At 71.0% G+C, this 15,054-nt stretch carries 13 protein-coding genes; 5 read left to right on the top strand and 8 right to left on the bottom strand.

The annotated features are described in order from the left end of the window. Positions 1-17: 17 nt before the first annotated feature. From ACFWGZ_RS17890 to ACFWGZ_RS17880, 3 genes are read right to left on the bottom strand one after another with little or no spacing between them, the layout of a single operon-like run. Complete coding sequence (locus tag ACFWGZ_RS17890; protein WP_382452625.1) at positions 18-422, bottom strand: DUF4233 domain-containing protein; 405 nt, start codon at positions 420-422, stop codon at positions 18-20. Next, complete coding sequence (locus ACFWGZ_RS17885) at positions 419-1,756, bottom strand: bifunctional folylpolyglutamate synthase/dihydrofolate synthase (protein ID WP_382452624.1); 1,338 nt, start codon at positions 1,754-1,756, stop codon at positions 419-421. Before ACFWGZ_RS17885 ends, ACFWGZ_RS17890 begins: the two co-directional genes overlap by 4 nt. Next, a complete protein-coding gene (locus ACFWGZ_RS17880) occupies positions 1,756-4,383 on the bottom strand; it encodes a valine--tRNA ligase (protein WP_382452623.1) in 2,628 nt (875 codons plus the stop codon). Before ACFWGZ_RS17880 ends, ACFWGZ_RS17885 begins: the two co-directional genes overlap by 1 nt. A gap of 135 nt (positions 4,384-4,518) precedes the next feature. On the opposite strand from ACFWGZ_RS17880, the gene ACFWGZ_RS17875 reads away from it, so the two are divergent. Both ACFWGZ_RS17875 and ACFWGZ_RS17870 read left to right on the top strand, forming a co-directional pair. Beyond that, positions 4,519-5,376, top strand: coding sequence for a hypothetical protein (locus tag ACFWGZ_RS17875; protein WP_382452622.1), 858 nt, complete (start codon positions 4,519-4,521; stop codon positions 5,374-5,376). A 150-nt stretch (positions 5,377-5,526) separates the two neighbouring features. Beyond that, positions 5,527-7,815, top strand: coding sequence for an FdhF/YdeP family oxidoreductase (locus ACFWGZ_RS17870; RefSeq protein WP_382452621.1), 2,289 nt, complete (start codon positions 5,527-5,529; stop codon positions 7,813-7,815). Here ACFWGZ_RS17870 and ACFWGZ_RS17865 read toward each other — a convergent pair whose 3' ends face one another. The 4 genes from ACFWGZ_RS17865 to ACFWGZ_RS17850 all read right to left on the bottom strand — a co-directional run bounded on the left by ACFWGZ_RS17865 (position 7,816) and on the right by ACFWGZ_RS17850 (position 10,697). Then, positions 7,816-7,974, bottom strand: a complete 159-nt coding sequence (locus tag ACFWGZ_RS17865) for a hypothetical protein (RefSeq protein WP_382452620.1) — start codon at positions 7,972-7,974, stop codon at positions 7,816-7,818. 25 nt (positions 7,975-7,999) lie between these two features. Then, positions 8,000-8,557 carry a winged helix-turn-helix domain-containing protein gene (locus tag ACFWGZ_RS17860; RefSeq protein ID WP_382452619.1) on the bottom strand — a complete coding sequence of 186 codons (558 nt, stop codon included), beginning with the start codon at positions 8,555-8,557 and terminating at the stop codon, positions 8,000-8,002. Between the two features lie 68 nt (positions 8,558-8,625). Further along, positions 8,626-9,117 (bottom strand): hypothetical protein, encoded by a 492-nt coding sequence (locus tag ACFWGZ_RS17855; RefSeq protein ID WP_330856347.1) that lies wholly within the window; start codon positions 9,115-9,117, stop codon positions 8,626-8,628. A 65-nt stretch (positions 9,118-9,182) separates the two neighbouring features. Beyond that, positions 9,183-10,697 carry a phytoene desaturase family protein gene (locus ACFWGZ_RS17850; RefSeq protein WP_382452618.1) on the bottom strand — a complete coding sequence of 505 codons (1,515 nt, stop codon included), beginning with the start codon at positions 10,695-10,697 and terminating at the stop codon, positions 9,183-9,185. A 65-nt stretch (positions 10,698-10,762) separates the two neighbouring features. Here ACFWGZ_RS17850 and fdhD point away from each other — a divergent pair, with 65 nt between their 5' ends. From fdhD to ACFWGZ_RS17835, 3 genes are read left to right on the top strand one after another with little or no spacing between them, the layout of a single operon-like run. Further along, complete coding sequence (gene fdhD / locus ACFWGZ_RS17845; RefSeq protein WP_382452617.1) at positions 10,763-11,590, top strand: formate dehydrogenase accessory sulfurtransferase FdhD; 828 nt, start codon at positions 10,763-10,765, stop codon at positions 11,588-11,590. Then, positions 11,577-12,707, top strand: coding sequence for a CaiB/BaiF CoA transferase family protein (locus ACFWGZ_RS17840; RefSeq protein ID WP_382452616.1), 1,131 nt, complete (start codon positions 11,577-11,579; stop codon positions 12,705-12,707). Before fdhD ends, ACFWGZ_RS17840 begins: the two co-directional genes overlap by 14 nt. Before the next feature lie 39 nt (positions 12,708-12,746). Then, entirely contained in the window at positions 12,747-13,628 is an 882-nt protein-coding gene (locus tag ACFWGZ_RS17835) for an alpha/beta hydrolase (protein WP_382452615.1), read from the top strand. Here ACFWGZ_RS17835 and ACFWGZ_RS17830 read toward each other — a convergent pair. After that, a complete protein-coding gene (locus ACFWGZ_RS17830; RefSeq protein WP_382452614.1) occupies positions 13,625-14,983 on the bottom strand; it encodes a serine hydrolase domain-containing protein in 1,359 nt (452 codons plus the stop codon). The genes ACFWGZ_RS17835 and ACFWGZ_RS17830 overlap by 4 nt on opposite strands. Positions 14,984-15,054: the final 71 nt, after the last annotated feature.

The following is a 15,054-nucleotide window of genomic DNA, read 5'->3' as shown; positions in this document are numbered from 1 at the left end:
TGACCGCTCGCCCGCGGTCAGGCCTGTTCTTCCTGCTGCGCCTGTTGCTGCGCGGGCAACCTGCCCTCGGCCATGCGCTTGAGCAGGTCCCGGCGCAGCCACAGCAGGTACGCCCACACCAGCCCGAAGATCACGCCGATCACGCCCAGCGCGGGCAGCAGCAGCCACGTCGCGATCAGCAGGACGTGCAGGCACACGACGGCGGCGATCGCCCACGGGCGGCGGACGAACGCGCACATCGCGACGAACACCGCGATGAAGCCGAACGCGACCCAGCCCACCGCGGACGTGACGCCGCCGTGCAGCTTGGCGATCACCGGCAGGGCCAGGGCGACGACGATGACCTCGAGGATCAGCGTGCCGGCCATGATGCCCCGGAACGCCTTCATCGGGTCCTTCTTCAACGGCGCCGGGGTGGTCATGCCGGCTCCTTCCCGAACAGCGCGCGGGCCTCGCCCGCGGTGACGACGGAGCCGGTGACGATGACGCCGCCGCCGGACTGCTCGTCCTCGGCCAGGTGGATGGCCTCCTCGACGGCGTCCACGAGACGGGGGCGCACCTCGAAGCGGTCCTCGCCGAAGATCGGCACGGCCAGGCCCGCCAGCACGTCCGGGTCCATCGCGCGCGGCGACGAGTTGGTGGTGATGACCAGCTCCTGCACCACGGGCTCCAGCGCGGAGAGGATGCCCTCGGCGTCCTTGTCGGACATGACGGCCACGACCGCGACCAGCTTGCGGAAGCCGAACTCCGACTCGAGCGCCTTGGCCAGGGCCGCGGCGCCGTGCGGGTTGTGGGCCGCGTCGACGAACACGTTGGGAGCGGAGCGGACGCGCTCCAGCCGGCCGGGGTTGACGACCGACGCGAAGCCCTCGCGGACGACGTCGAGGTTGATCTGCCGGTCGGGACCCGCGCCGAAGAACGCCTCGACCGCGGCCAGCGCCAGCGCGGCGTTGGCCGCCTGGTGCTCGCCGTGCAGCGGCAGGAAGATGTCCTCGTAGACGCCGCTGAGGCCCTGCAGCGTGATCATCTGGCCGCCCACCGCGACCGCGCGGGAGACGACGCCGAACTCGCTGCCGAACCGCGCGATGGTGGCGTCCACCTCGGCGGCGCGGGTGAGGAGCACCTTCATGACCTCGGGCGTCTGCTCGCCGATGATCGCGACCGAGCCCGGCTTGATGATCCCGGCCTTCTCCACCGCGATGTCCTCGGGACGGGTGCCCAGGTACTCGGTGTGGTCGAGGCCGATCGGGGTGAGCACGGCGATCTTCGCGTCCGCGACGGACGTCGCGTCCCACGTGCCGCCCATGCCGACCTCGACGACCGCGACGTCGACCGGCGCGTCCGCGAAGGCCGCGTAGGCCATGCCGGTGAGCACCTCGAACTTGCTCATCCGGATCTCGGACCGCCCGTCGACCATCGCGACGTACGGCTCGACGTCGCGGTAGACCTCGACGTAGCGCTCGGGGCTGATCGGGGAGTTGTCGAGGCTGATCCGCTCGGTCGCGAGCTGCAGGTGCGGGCTCGTGTACCGGCCGGTGCGCAGACCGATGCGCGAGAACAGCGCATCGGTCATGCGCGACGTCGACGTCTTGCCGTTCGTGCCGGTGAGCTGCACGACCGGGAACGACGTCTGCGGGTCGCCGAGCACGTGGACCAGTGCCTTGATCCGCTCCAGCGACGGCTCGAGCTTGGTCTCGGGCCACCGCTGGTCGAGCTCGTTCTCGACGTCGAGGAACTCGTCGAGGTTGGTCTCCATCACTTCTCCGGCAGCGCGGCCAGGCGCTCGTTGATGCGGGCGATCTCGGACTCGGCCGTGGCCTTGCGCTCCTCGATCTTCGCGCGGACGTCGGCGGGCGCCTTGGCGAGGAACGCCTCGTTGCCCAGCTTCTTGGTCGTGCCCTCGAGCTCCTTCTGCGCCACGGCGAGGTCCTTCGCCAGGCGCTTGCGCTCGGCGGCGACGTCGATCGCGCCGGACAGGTCCAGCTCGACCTTCACCGCGCCCTTGGGCAGACCGACCTCGAGCGTCGCGGAGACGGTGAACTCCTCGCCCGGCTCGGTCAGCTTCGTCATCGCGCGGACCGACGGGACCTGGTCGGTCAGGCCGACGCAGCACGCGCCGCGGACCTTGCCCGCGACCTTCTGGCCCGGCTTGAGGCCCTGCTCCGAGCGGAACCGGCGGATCTCGGTCGCGAGCTTCTTCAGGCCCTCGACCTCGGCCTTCGCGTCGAGGTCGCGCTCCGCGCCCGAGGCCTTCGGCCAGTCGGCGACGACCAGCGACTCACCGCCGGTCAGCGACGTCCACAGCGTCTCGGTGATGAACGGGACCGCCGGGTGCAGCAGGCGCAGCAGGACGTCGAGGACGTGGCCCAGGACGGACTGCGTGGCCTCGGCGCGGCCGTCGGCGATCTGGACCTTCGCGATCTCCAGGTACCAGTCGCAGAACTCGTCCCACGTGAAGCTGTAGAGCGCCTCGCAGGCACGTGAGAACTGGAACGCCTCGAAGTTCGTGTCCACAGTGGACACCAGCGCGTCGAGCTCGTCCAGGATCCAGCGGTCGGCCGCCGTCAGCTCGGAGCGCTCGGGCAGCGGACGCGCGACCGTCGCGCCGTTGGCGAGCGCGAACCTGGTGGCGTTCCACAGCTTCGTGGTGAAGTTGCGCGACCCGGCGGCCCACTCCTCGGCGACGGCCATGTCCGAACCGGGGCTCGTGCCGCGCAGCAGCGTGAACCGGGTGGCGTCCGCGCCGTAGCGCTCCATCCAGCCGAGCGGGTCGATGCCGTTGCCCTTGGACTTCGACATCTTCTTGCCGTACTGGTCGCGGATCAGGCCGTGCAGGAAGACGTGGTCGAACGGCTGGACCTCGTCCATCGCGTACAGGCCGAACATCATCATCCGGACGACCCAGAAGAACAGGATGTCGTAGCCGGTCGAGAGAACGGACGTCGGGTAGAACTTGCGGAGGTCCTCGGTCGAGTCCGGCCAGCCCAGCGTCGAGAACGGCCACAGGCCCGAGGAGAACCACGTGTCGAGGACGTCCTCGTCCTGGCGCCAGCCCTCACCGGTCGGGACCTCGTCGTCCGGTCCGACGCAGACGACCTCGCCGTTCGGGCCGTAGAAGACCGGGATCCGGTGGCCCCACCACAGCTGGCGCGAGATGCACCAGTCGTGCAGGTTGTCGGTCCAGTCGAAGTACCGCTTGTTCAGCTCGGCCGGGTGGATCTTGGTGCGGCCGTCGCGGACGGCGGCCGACGCGGCGGCGGCGATCGTCTCGACCTTGACCCACCACTGCAGCGAAAGCCGCGGCTCGACGACCGTGTTGCACCGCGAGCAGTGCCCGACGGAGTGGACGTAAGGCCGCTTCTCCGCGACGACCCGGCCTTCCTCGCGCAGCGCGGCGACGATCGCCGGGCGCGCCTCGAACCGGTCGAGGCCGAGGAACGGGCCGGGCACCGTGATGGTGCCGCGGCCGTCCAGGACCGTCAGGTTCGGCAGGTCGTGGCGCTGGCCGATCTCGAAGTCGTTCGGGTCGTGCGCGGGCGTGACCTTCACGGCGCCGGTGCCGAACTTCGGGTCGACGTGCGTGTCGGCGACGATCGGGATGCGGCGGCCGGTCAGCGGCAGCTCGACCTCGGTGCCGATCAGGTGCCGGTAGCGCTCGTCGTCGGGGTGGACGGCGACCGCGGTGTCGCCCAGCATCGTCTCGGCGCGCGTGGTCGCGACGACGATCGACGCGTCCCCGTCGCCGTAGCGGATCGAGACGAGCTCACCCTCGTCCTCGCTGTGGTCGACCTCGATGTCCGAGAGCGCGGTCTGGCAGCGCGGGCACCAGTTGATGATCCGCTCGGCCTGGTAGATCAGGCCGTCGTCGTACATCTTCTTGAAGATCGTCTGGACGGCGCGGGACAGCCCCTCGTCCATGGTGAAGCGCTCGCGCGACCAGTCGATGCCGTCGCCGAGCCGCTTCATCTGGTCGAGGATCTTGCCGCCGTACTCCTCTTTCCACTCCCAGACGCGCTCGACGAACTTCTCGCGCCCGAGGTCCTGCCGCGACAGGCCCTGCTTCGCGAGCTCGCGCTCGACGGCGTTCTGCGTCGCGATGCCGGCGTGGTCCATGCCCGGCAGCCACAGGACCTCGTAGCCCTGCATGCGGCGGCGGCGCGACAGCGCGTCCATGACGCTGTGGTTCATGGCGTGGCCCATGTGCAGCGAGCCGGTGACGTTCGGCGGGGGCAGCACGATCGTGAACGGCGGCTTGTCGCTCTTGACGTCCGCCTCGAAGTACCGCCGGTCGACCCACCGCTGGTACAGCTCCGCCTCTACCTCCGCCGGAGTCCACGCGGCGGGGAGGTCGGGACGCTGGGGTGCGGTGTCGAGTTCAGTCACAGCCGAGAAGTCTACGGAGGGCGGGCTATCGACTTGAAACGAGATACCTGATAACGGCACGGCGACAATCCGGGCCGGGCCGGAGGCGGCGCCGTCTCCGGTGATCAATGATGTGCGCCGATCACTTGGGGGAAAGTGCACTACGACATCGAGGACCACCCGGACCTCCAGGACTCGGCCTGGATCCGCGGCGCGAACAGACGCGCCAGACGGGAGGTCCGCGGGCAGCGGCGCCGGGCGCGGCTGCGCAGGCACAGCGGCAAGATCGTCGCGGCGATCGCGCTCGTCGCGGTCGGAGCGGTGGTGTTCGGGCTGCACCGGACGGGGACGTTCGACGGCGTCTCGCTGCCGGACGTGGACCTGCCGCACTCGGGCGTGAACGTCGAGCAGCCCTTCGCCGGCACGCCCGCCGAGCAGTGGTCCGACGGCGAGCGGGGCATCGTCGTCCCGTCCACCGACCCGGCGTTCGAGCAGGTGCGGCAGGCGCTCGTCGCGGCCCGGCTGGACCCCGCGACGATCAGCGACCTCAGGCCGGACCGCTACCTCGCGCTGCTGGCGCCGGACGCCCGCGACCACGTCGCCGCCAACCTCCACCACTGGACCACCCGCCTCAAGCCGGGCACGAAGCTGTTCCCGAACGGCATCAAGGCGTCCGGGACGATGACGCTCGGCGAGCGGGACGGCAACAAGACCGTGACGGCGGACCACGTGTACGTCTACGCGTTCGAGCCCCCGGACCCGAAGAAGCTCCTGGACCAGATGGAGATGATCGCCGCCGTCCGCGAGAGGGTGACGTACGAGATCACTCCGGAGGGGCTGTGGCCGCTCAAGGCGCAGGGCCACCGGTACTCGATCGCGTGCAAGGCCTCCGACGAGGGCTTCCTCGGCCCGCAGTTCATCGAGCCGCTCCAGCAGGGCGGCAGCCCCGTCCAGGACGAGCGCAGGCACTTCACCGCGGGCGGGGAGATCCCGACGGAGGACACCTGCCGCTGATCACCCTTTCAGAGGTGCCGGGCGTCAGTGACGGCGATCACAATTGACCGTCACGGACCGTTCAAACCCCTTGGGGCCCGTGACGGGCGGTGCCGCCGCGTTCTCCGGGGGCGCTGGCGGTGCCGACGTCGATCGGCGTTGAATGGAGGCATGAGCAGCAAGCCTCCGCAGCACGACGTCGACGAGTCCGCGCTCGAAGTCAGCACCCCCAAGACGTGGGCAGCGGGTGTTCCCGGTGTGCTCGTGTCGCTCGACCGCGCGGTCGAGCAGATGGGCGTGGGACGCACGGTCAAGACGTTGCGGCTGCTCAACCAGCGTGAAGGGTTCGACTGCCCGGGCTGTGCCTGGCCGGAGCCGCAGGGCCACCGCAAGATGGCGGAGTTCTGCGAGAACGGCGCCAAGGCCGTCGCCGAGGAGGCCACCAAGCGGCGGATCGGGCCCGAGTTCTTCGCCGCGAACTCCCTCGAGAGCCTGCGGACGAGGACCGACTACTGGCTCGGGCAGCAGGGCCGGATCACCGAACCGATGGTGCTGCGCCCCGGTGCGACGCATTACACACCGATCGCCTGGGACGAGGCGTTCACGCTCATCGCCGACGAGCTGACGGCGCTGCCGTCGCCGGACGAGGCGATCTTCTACACCTCCGGCCGCACCAGCAACGAGGCCGCGTTCCTCTACCAGCTGCTGGTCCGCTCGTTCGGCACGAACAACCTGCCGGACTGCTCCAACATGTGCCACGAGTCGTCCGGTTCCGCGCTCACCGAGACCATCGGCATCGGCAAGGGATCGGTGTCCATCAAGGACTTCGACCTCGCCGACCTGATCGTCGTCGTCGGCCAGAACCCCGGCACGAACCACCCGCGCATGCTCAGCGCGCTGGAGGAGGCCAAGAAGAACGGCGCGAAGATCATCGCCGTGAACCCGCTGCCGGAGGCGGGCCTGATGCGGTTCAAGAACCCGCAGAACGTCGCGGGCGTCGTCGGCCGCGGCACGGCGCTGTCCGACGAGTTCGTGCAGATCAAGGTCGGCGGCGACCAGGCGCTGTTCCAGGCCGTCGGCCACCTGCTGCTGCAGTGGGACAAGCTCGACAAGACCTTCATCGGCGCCAAGACGCACGGCTTCGAGGCCTACGCCGAGAGCCTGCGCGAGCTCGACTGGGACCGCGTGCTCACCGCGACCGGACTGACCCGCGAGCAGATCACCAAGGTCGCGGGCATGTTCGTCGACTCGCAGCGCACGATCGTCTGCTGGGCCATGGGCCTGACGCAGCACAAGCACAGCGTCCCGACGATCCGCGAGATCGCGAACGTCATGTTCCTGCGCGGCATGATCGGCAAGCCGGGCGCGGGCCTGTGCCCGGTGCGCGGCCACTCGAACGTCCAGGGCGACCGGACGATGGGCATCTACGAGAAGATGCCGGAGCTGTTCATGAAGGCGCTGGAGACCGAGTTCGGCATCTCCGTGCCGCGCAAGCACGGCTTCGACACCGTCGACGCGATCAACGCCATGCGTCGCGGCCACGGCAAGGTGTTCATCGCGATGGGCGGCAACTTCGTCAGCGCCACCCCGGACACCCCGGTGACCGAGAAGGCGCTGGAGCAGTGCTCGCTGACCGTGCACGTGTCGACGAAGCTCAACCGCTCGCACGTCGTCCACGGCCGCACGGCGCTCATCCTGCCCGCGCTGGGCCGTACGGAGAGCGACGTCCAGCACTCGGGCGAGCAGTTCGTGACGGTCGAGGACTCGATGTCGGTGGTGCACCGCTCGCGCGGCCGCCTCGCGCCGGCGTCCGAGCAGCTGCTGAGCGAGGTCTCGATCGTCTGCCGGCTGGCCCGCAAGGTGCTCGGCCCCTCCCACCCCGTCGCGTGGGAGGAGTTCGAGAAGGACTACGACGTCGTCCGCGAGCACATCGCGCGCGTCGTGCCGGGCTGCTCCGACTACAACACGCGCGTCCGCCGGCCCGACGGCTTCGTGCTGCCGCACCCGCCGCGCGACTCGCAGGAGTTCGCGACGGCGACGGGCAAGGCGAACTTCACGGCCAACGAGCTGACGGTCATCGACGTGCCCGAGGGCCGGCTGCTGATGCAGACCCTGCGCAGCCACGACCAGTACAACACCACGATCTACGGCCTGGACGACCGCTACCGCGGCGTGAAGGACGGCCGGCGCGTGGTGTTCGTGAACCCCGACGACGTGAAGGCTCTCGGGTTCACCGACGGCCAGATGGTCAACATCGTCTCGGAGTGGAAGGACGACCCGACGGGCGTCGTCGAACGGCGTGCGGACGCGTTCCGGATCGTCTCCTACTCGACCGCGCGCGGGTGCGTGGCGACGTACTTCCCGGAGGCGAACCCGTTGGTGCCACTGGACTCCAAGGCGGACATCTCGGGGACGCCCACCTCCAAGTCGGTCATCGTGCGGCTGGAGCCGGCGGCCTGATCAGGCGTGCCGGACCCGGACGGACAGCCGCAACCGGCGCCGTTCGGGTTCGGGCCTGACCTCCTCGGTCTTCTTGACGAGCCGGCGCGCGGCAGCGTCGGCCTCGAACTCCTGCTGACGGAACTTCGCGATAGCAAACGCGTCGTGGTGCGAGATCATGACGGGTCTCCTCACTGGGGGTTCGTTATTCGGGAGCGACCGTCACGGCCAGGAAGTACCTGACCGCCCGCGCGCCCTCCGGCCGCAGCGACTCGTCGAGCCGGCGGTCGTCGTACTTCTCCAGCAGCGCCTGCAGTTCGGCCTGGTACTCGGCGGCTTCCTCGACGGTGAGGAACTTGACGGTGCCTTGGGTGCCGACCGCCTTGCGCCACTCCTCCGGCAGGTGCTCGTGCCGGCGAAGGCGTTCGCGCGTGCGCTCGAACTCCTGGTCCAGGTAGGCCATCGCGGCCGCCTCGGCCGCCATCGCCGCTTCACCCTCGAGCCCTTCGGTCGAGATGGACTGGCGGCCGCGGACGATCCGCCACGGCTTCTGCCGGCCCGGCCCCTCGACCTCCTCGACGAAGCCGTACTTGGCCAGCATGTTCAGGTGGTACGAGCAGCTCGCGACGCTCTCCTCGAGCTTCTCCGAGCACTGCGTGGCGGTGTGCGGACCCTGCTCGGTGAGCACCTGGAGCAGCTTCCACCGGAACGGGTGCGACAGCGCCCGGAGCGCTTTGGGGTCGGTGATCGGAGCGTCGGTCATGACACCACCGTACGCGTAACAAGAACCCTTTAGCAAGAACTCTTGATATACAAACCCTTAGACGCGGCTCACCAGTCCGGCGAGTTGCGCGCCACGGCCGTGACCAGCGGCAACGACTCGATGATCGGCACGCGCAACAGCTCGGCGGCCTCGTCCGGGTCGCGCACCGGCTCGACCAGTTCGCGCAGCAGGGCGCCGACGACGTCGTCCGCGGTCTGGTCGATCTCGTGCGCCAGGTCGCGCAACTGGGCAGCGGCTTCGTTCAGCACACGCGGGCGTTGGGGTTCCTCCAGCATCAGCGCGGCCAGCCGCAGCACGCGGCGGCACACCCGCAGCCGCAGGCTCCGGCTCGCCGACTCCGCGCCGCCCGCGAGGCCCAGCCGGCCGCGGGTGCGCTCGATCCAGGGCTCGACGGTCTCCTTGCGCCAGATCGGGCCGGACGCGAGCTCCGCGTCGGGCTCGGGGATGCCGTGCGACCGGCGCTTGCGCCACACCGTCACGAGCTGGCGGCTGAGGCCCATGGCGTCAGCGATCTCGGCGATTCCGTAGAAGTCCCCCACGGCGACAACTGTAAACAGAGATGACGACGTATGTCATCACGCATGTCGCAAGACAGGACCTCCGCTCAGAGGCGTTCGAGGACCGCCCGCGCCGCGTTGTGGCCGCCGATGCCGCTCACCCCGCCACCGCGCCGGGAGCCCGCCCCGCAGACGAACACGTTGTCCACGTCGGTCTCCACACCCCACCTGCCGACGTCGGCGTCGGTCTCGGCGAACGGCCAGTCGAGCTCGCCGTGGAAGATGTTGCCGCCCGGCAGGCCGAGCTCCTGCTCGAGGTCCAGCGGGGTGCGGGCCTCGATGCACGGCCGCCCGTCCGCGTCCACGGCGAGGCAGTCCTCGATCGGCTCGGCGAGGTGCGCGTTGAGCTGGCCGAGGTAGCGCGCCACCAGCTCGTCGCGGAGGGAGGCGTTGCGGCCCTCGAACAACGCCGCGGGCAGGTGCAGGCCGAACAGCGTCAGCGTCTCGTGCCCCTCCAGGCCGGGACCGAGGACGGACGGGTCGGTCAGCGAGTGGCAGTACATCTCGCCGGGCAGCACCGACGGCACCTGGCCGGCGGCGCTCTCGAGGTAGGCGGTCTCCAGCTGGTCGTAGGACTCGTCGAGGTGGAACGTGCCCGCGAACGCGAGCCGCGGGTCCACACCGGAGGACAGCGCGGGCAGCCGGCGCAGCAACATGTTGATCTTCAGCTGGCAGCCGGGTGCGTCGTGGACCTCCTCGCCCCGCAACCGTCCCAGCACCGAGGGCGCCACGTTGGACAGCACGAACCGGGCGTCCACCGACGTGTCCTGACAGGTCACGGACGCGGTCGTGCCGTCCGACGAGATCGACGTCACCTCGGCGTCGCACACGATCTGCGCACCGGCCTCGCGCGCGGCCCGTTCGAGCTCCGCGGTGACCGCGCCCATGCCGCCGACGGGGACCTTCCACTCGCCGGTCCCGTTGCCGATCACGTGGTAGAGGAAGCACTTGTTGGCCGCCATCGAGTGCAACGACGCGTGCGTGCCGATCAGCGCGTCGGTGGCCACGACACCGCGCACCAGGTTGTTGTCGAACAGCTCCTGCAACGTCGCGCCGAGCGGGCGTTCGAAGACCTGCTCCCACACCCGGCCGCGGGCCACCGCGTCGACGTGCACGCGCAGGTGCTCGCGCGACACCAGCGGTTCGAGCAGGGTCGGCGCGAGGGCCGCGGCCATCAGCTCCAGGTCGGCGTACCAGCGCTGCCACCGCTCCCAGTCGTCGAGCGACCCGCAGACGTCCTGGAACGACCGCGCGGTCGCCGCACCGGACGTGCGTTCGACGAGCAGCCCGGTCCCGCCGTCCGGCGTGTACGACGACGCGGCGCGCGACCGCAGCGCGAGGTTCAGGCCGAGGTCCGACACGATCCGGTCGGGCAGCAGCGACACGAGGTAGGAGAACCGCGACAGCCGCGCGTCGACGCCCGCCCACGGCGACGCGCTCACCGCGGCGCCTCCGACGTGCGGCAGCTTCTCCAGCACCCGGACCGACTTGCCCGCACGGGCGAGGTACGCGGCCGCCACGAGCCCGTTGTGGCCGCCTCCCACGATCACCACGTCGTCCATGCCCCGAGATCCCTCCCACGTAGCCTGGTCGGTGGGGAACATAGCGGTCCGAAGGAGATGTGCACATGGGCCGAGTGACGGTGCGCCGAGCGGTCGAGCGGGTGTCGTCGAACGGTCGGCGGCGCAAGGTCGACGCGCTCGCCGCCGAGGAACCGATGGAGCTGAGGGTCGACGGCAAGGCGCTGGCCGTGACGATGCGCACTCCCGGTCACGACGTGGAGCTGGCGCACGGCTTCCTGCTCAGCGAGGGCGTCATCGGCTCGTCCTCGGACATCGCGATCGCGCGCTACTGCGACGGCGTGGGCCCGGACGGCCTGAACACCTACAACGTCCTGGACATCGCGCTGGCCGACGGGGTGCCGCCGCCGGACACCGGCGTGGAGCGGAACTTCTACACCACGTCGTCGTGCGGGGTCTGCGGCAAGGGCGCGCTCGACGCCGTGAAGCTCAAGACGCGCCACTCCCCCGCCCTGGACCCGCTGCGGGTCACGCCGGAGGCGCTCACGACGTTCCCGGACGCGTTGCGGGAACGGCAGAAGGTCTTCGAGAGCACCGGCGGCCTGCACGCGGCCGGGCTGTTCGTGGACGGCGAGCTGCTGGTGGTGCGCGAGGACGTGGGCCGGCACAACGCCGTCGACAAGGTGCTGGGCTGGGCGGTGCTGCAGGACCTGGTGCCGCTGCGGGGCGCGGTGCTGATGGTGTCGGGACGGGCGTCGTTCGAGCTGGTGCAGAAGGCCGCGATGGCCGGCATCCCGGTGCTCGCCGCGGTGTCGGCGCCGTCGTCGCTCGCCGTCGAGCTGGCCGAGGAGCAGGGCATGACGCTCGTCGGGTTCCTGCGCGGCGACTCGATGAACGTCTACACCGGTGGGGAGCGGGTGCTTGAGACCGCTTGACGGCGTCGTGGTGGTGAGCCTGGAGCAGGCCGTCGCCGTGCCGTACGCGACGCGGCTGCTGGCGGATCTGGGCGCCCGCGTCATCAAGGTCGAACGGCCGGGCACCGGCGACTTCGCCCGCCACTACGACGCGGCGTGCGGCGAGGTCTCGTCGTACTTCGCGTGGACGAACGCCGGCAAGGAGTCGGTGACGCTCGACATCACCGGCCCCGCGGGCCGCGAGGTGCTGCAACGCCTCGCCGGCCGTGCCGACGTGCTGCTGTGCAACCTCTCCCCGCGCGTCTGGCGGCGGCTCGGCCTGGACCTGCCCGCGCGGCTGGTCGTCGGCGAGCTGTCCGGCTACGGCTGGGACGGCCCGTACGCGGACCGCAAGGCGTTCGACGCGCTGGTGCAGTCCGAGGCGGGCCTGGTGTCGCTGACCGGCGAGGGCGACGTGGTGGCGCGAGCCGGCATCTCCGTCGCGGACATCGCGGCCGGGGTCCAGCTGCAGGCCGCGGTGCTCGCGGCGCTGCTGCAGCGGGGACGGACCGGCCAGGGCGCGCGGCTGCGGCTGTCGCTGTTCGGCGCGATGGCCGAGTGGATGCACCAGCCGATGCTCTACGCCGCCGGAACGGGCGCCCCGGCCCCGCGGTCGGGCGCGCACCACCCGAGCATCGCGCCGTACGGCCCGGTCGCGTGCGCGGACGGCGCGGTGCACCTCGCCGTGCAGAACGACGGCCAGTGGCAGCGGCTGTGCGCGCTCGCCGGACTCGCGCCGGACGAGAGGTTCGCCACAGTGGCCTCCCGCACCGAGCACCGCGCCGAGCTGCAGGACCTGCTCGAACAGGCCTTCGCGGACCTCACCGCGGCCGAGCTGCTGACCGCCCTGGACACCGCCGACGTGCCCGCCGCCCTGACCAGGACGATCACCGAACTGCCCACCCACCCGCAGCTCGACACGTGGGTTGACGTGCGCGTTCCCGGCGGGACGGCCCGCATGCTGCCGCCTGCGGTGCAGGGCTTCGAGTGGTCACCGGGTGCGGTCCCCGACCTCGGCGCGCACACTGGCGCCGTGCTGACCTGGCTGGGGTACTCGGACGAGGAACAGTCCGCGTTGCGCGCGCGTTCCGTCCTCTGAAGAGGAAACGGCAGACGGCGTTCACGCGATGAGGTGAGCATGGGGGACACGAAGTACAGCCGCCGCACCCTCCTCGCGGCGTTCGGCGTGGTCGTCGCGACGGCTCTCGGCGTCGCGACCTACGTCTCTTCGTCGTCCTCCGAGGCCTCGCAGCAGATCGCCACGGCCGACCGCGTGAACAGCAAGCCGGCCGCCAAGCCGACGATCCGCTTCGAGCGCGTCTACTCGGCCGCCCGCCACCGCGAGGTCACGCTCGCCTTCTACCTGCCGACCGGCGCGAGCCCCCGCGGGCTGCCGATGTCGATCCTGCTGCACGGCCTGCACGGCGACGCCAGGCACGCCGCCATCGGCAACCTCGCCGACGTCCTGACCGCGGCCGTCGCGAAGGGCTCCGTCCCGGCGTTCGGCTTCGTCGCGGTCGACGGCGGCGACAGCTACTGGCACGAGAACGTCCCCGGCGACGACCCGATGGCCATGCTGCTCGACGAGGTCCCCCGCTGGCTCAAGGACCGCGGCTACGGCGAGCCGTTCGCCGTGACGGGCGTGTCCATGGGCGGCTTCGGCTCCCTGCTCTACGCCCGCCGCCGCGCCGAACGGGGCGACCCGGTCGCCGCCGCCGCGGCCATCTCCCCCGGCCTCATCACGACGTGGCCGGAGATGGCGAAGCGCCGCGCGTTCAAGAACGAGGGCGAGTGGACCTCCCTCGACCCGCTGCGCAACCTCAAGGCCACCGGCCCGACGGCGCTCGGCGTGTGGATCGGCGACCGCGACCGGTTCATCGAGGGCACCCGCCGGTTCATGCGCGAGGTGCGGCCCGAGGTGAGCACCGTGAAGGACGGCGGCCACGACGACGGCCTGTACCGCAAGGTGACGCCCGACGTGATCCGGTTCCTCGCGAAGTACGCGAAGCGCGCCGTCTAGCGGACGGGCGCGAGGCGGTCGGCTGAGCACGGACCACCAGGCGTTCTGCGACGCCCCCAGATCCTCGTGGCCGCACGCCCGAAGTGCAGCCATCCCACCCGGTCCTGCTCGTCGCGCCCGCCCAGGACGATCACCGAGTGGAAGCCGCTGCGCGCCTCGACGGCGATGAGGGCGTCGTCGCGCAGCCCGGTGAACTCGCGCTCGGACTCGTCGAGCAGCCCCTTGAAGGTGTCGTCACGACGCTCGTACCGCAGCTTCACCCGGCCCGCGCCGCCCTCGGTGACGTGGAGGTCGACCCCCGCGGACCGGTAGACGCCGACGACCCGGTCCGCCGCGACCGGGACGGGGGTCGCGGGCGGCTCGGGGAACGGCGGCGGCGTGACGCCGGCGTGCTCGTCCAGCACCTGCCGGAAGACCTCCTTCGCCACCGGCAGGGCGGTGCCGCCGTTGGTGAGGACGGCGACCGCGAGGCCGGCGTCCGGGACCACGCGCAGGTAGGCCTGGAAGCCCCTCGTCGTCCCGTTGTGCCCGAGGCCGGTGACGCCGCCGTCGTAGTCGTGCAGCGCCCAGCCGAGGCCCTGCCGCCCGCCCGTGCCGAAGTCCGGCGGCACGACCTGGGTCTCGCGCATCGCGTCGAACTCGGACGTGCCGAGGTGCATCCGCACGAACGCCAGCAGGTCCCGTGCGCTCATCGCGAGCACCGACCCCGCCGGGGTGTCGCCCTCGGCCATGAGCTTCCCGACGGGCTGCAGCGCGTCGCCGAGGTGCCCGGACGCGCACTCCCGACCGGCGTACTCGGCGTGGCTGACGGCGGCGGTCGGCAGCCCCAGCCGGTCGACGAGGCGACCGCGGAGGACCGAGGTGAAGCGCTCCCCGCGCAGCACCTCGACGATCCGGCCGAGCACCACGAACCCGCTGTTGCAGTACGTGTAGAGCTCGCCGGGCGGGGTGCGCTGCTCGGTGTCCGCCATCCGCTCGAGGTACCTCTCGAGCATGTCGGGGCCGTTGCCGGTGTCGTGGAAGAGGTCGCCGTCGAAGCCCGCCGTGTGGGTGAGCAGGTGGCGCGGCGTGACGACCCGCGCGGCCTGCTCGTCGGCGAGCCGGAACTCCGGCAGGACGGCGCGCACCGGCCGGTCCAGGTCCAGCAGGCCCTCGTTGACGAGCTCCTGGACGAGGGTCGCCGTCCAGACCTTGGTGATCGACCCGATCTGGAAGGCCGAGTCCGTCGTCACCGCCTCGCCGGTGAGGTTGTTCAGCACCCCGGCTGCCACGTCCTCGATCTCGCCGTCGTGCAGCACGGCCACCTGGGCGCCGACGACACCGTGGTCGTCGATCAACTGTCGCAGATCGATCATGTCTTCCCCCCGCGCGGACTTCCGGTGTCTCCACTGTCCCGCAGAACGCGCGAAGGGCGCCCGGCCGGAGC

Origin of the sequence: Lentzea sp. NPDC060358 (assembly GCF_042725365.1) — a bacterium.
Taxonomy (GTDB): Bacteria; Actinomycetota; Actinomycetes; order Mycobacteriales; family Pseudonocardiaceae; genus Lentzea.
This window is presented reverse-complemented; position numbering and strand designations above follow the sequence as displayed.

What these genes read in the sequence shown, in the direction of transcription:
- ACFWGZ_RS17885 (WP_382452624.1), bottom strand. Translation starts at nt 1,756, where the DNA reads ATGGAGACCAACCTCGACGAGTTCCTCGACGTCGAGAACGAGCTCGAC.
- ACFWGZ_RS17865 (WP_382452620.1), bottom strand. Translation starts at nt 7,974, where the DNA reads ATGATCTCGCACCACGACGCGTTTGCTATCGCGAAGTTCCGTCAGCAG.
- ACFWGZ_RS17860 (WP_382452619.1), bottom strand. Translation starts at nt 8,557, where the DNA reads ATGACCGACGCTCCGATCACCGACCCCAAAGCGCTCCGGGCGCTGTCG.
- ACFWGZ_RS17870 (WP_382452621.1), top strand. Translation starts at nt 5,527, where the DNA reads ATGAGCAGCAAGCCTCCGCAGCACGACGTCGACGAGTCCGCGCTCGAA.
- ACFWGZ_RS17890 (WP_382452625.1), bottom strand. Translation starts at nt 422, where the DNA reads ATGACCACCCCGGCGCCGTTGAAGAAGGACCCGATGAAGGCGTTCCGG.
- ACFWGZ_RS17850 (WP_382452618.1), bottom strand. Translation starts at nt 10,697, where the DNA reads ATGGACGACGTGGTGATCGTGGGAGGCGGCCACAACGGGCTCGTGGCG.
- ACFWGZ_RS17835 (WP_382452615.1), top strand. Translation starts at nt 12,747, where the DNA reads ATGGGGGACACGAAGTACAGCCGCCGCACCCTCCTCGCGGCGTTCGGC.
- ACFWGZ_RS17830 (WP_382452614.1), bottom strand. Translation starts at nt 14,983, where the DNA reads ATGATCGATCTGCGACAGTTGATCGACGACCACGGTGTCGTCGGCGCC.
- fdhD (WP_382452617.1), top strand. Translation starts at nt 10,763, where the DNA reads ATGGGCCGAGTGACGGTGCGCCGAGCGGTCGAGCGGGTGTCGTCGAAC.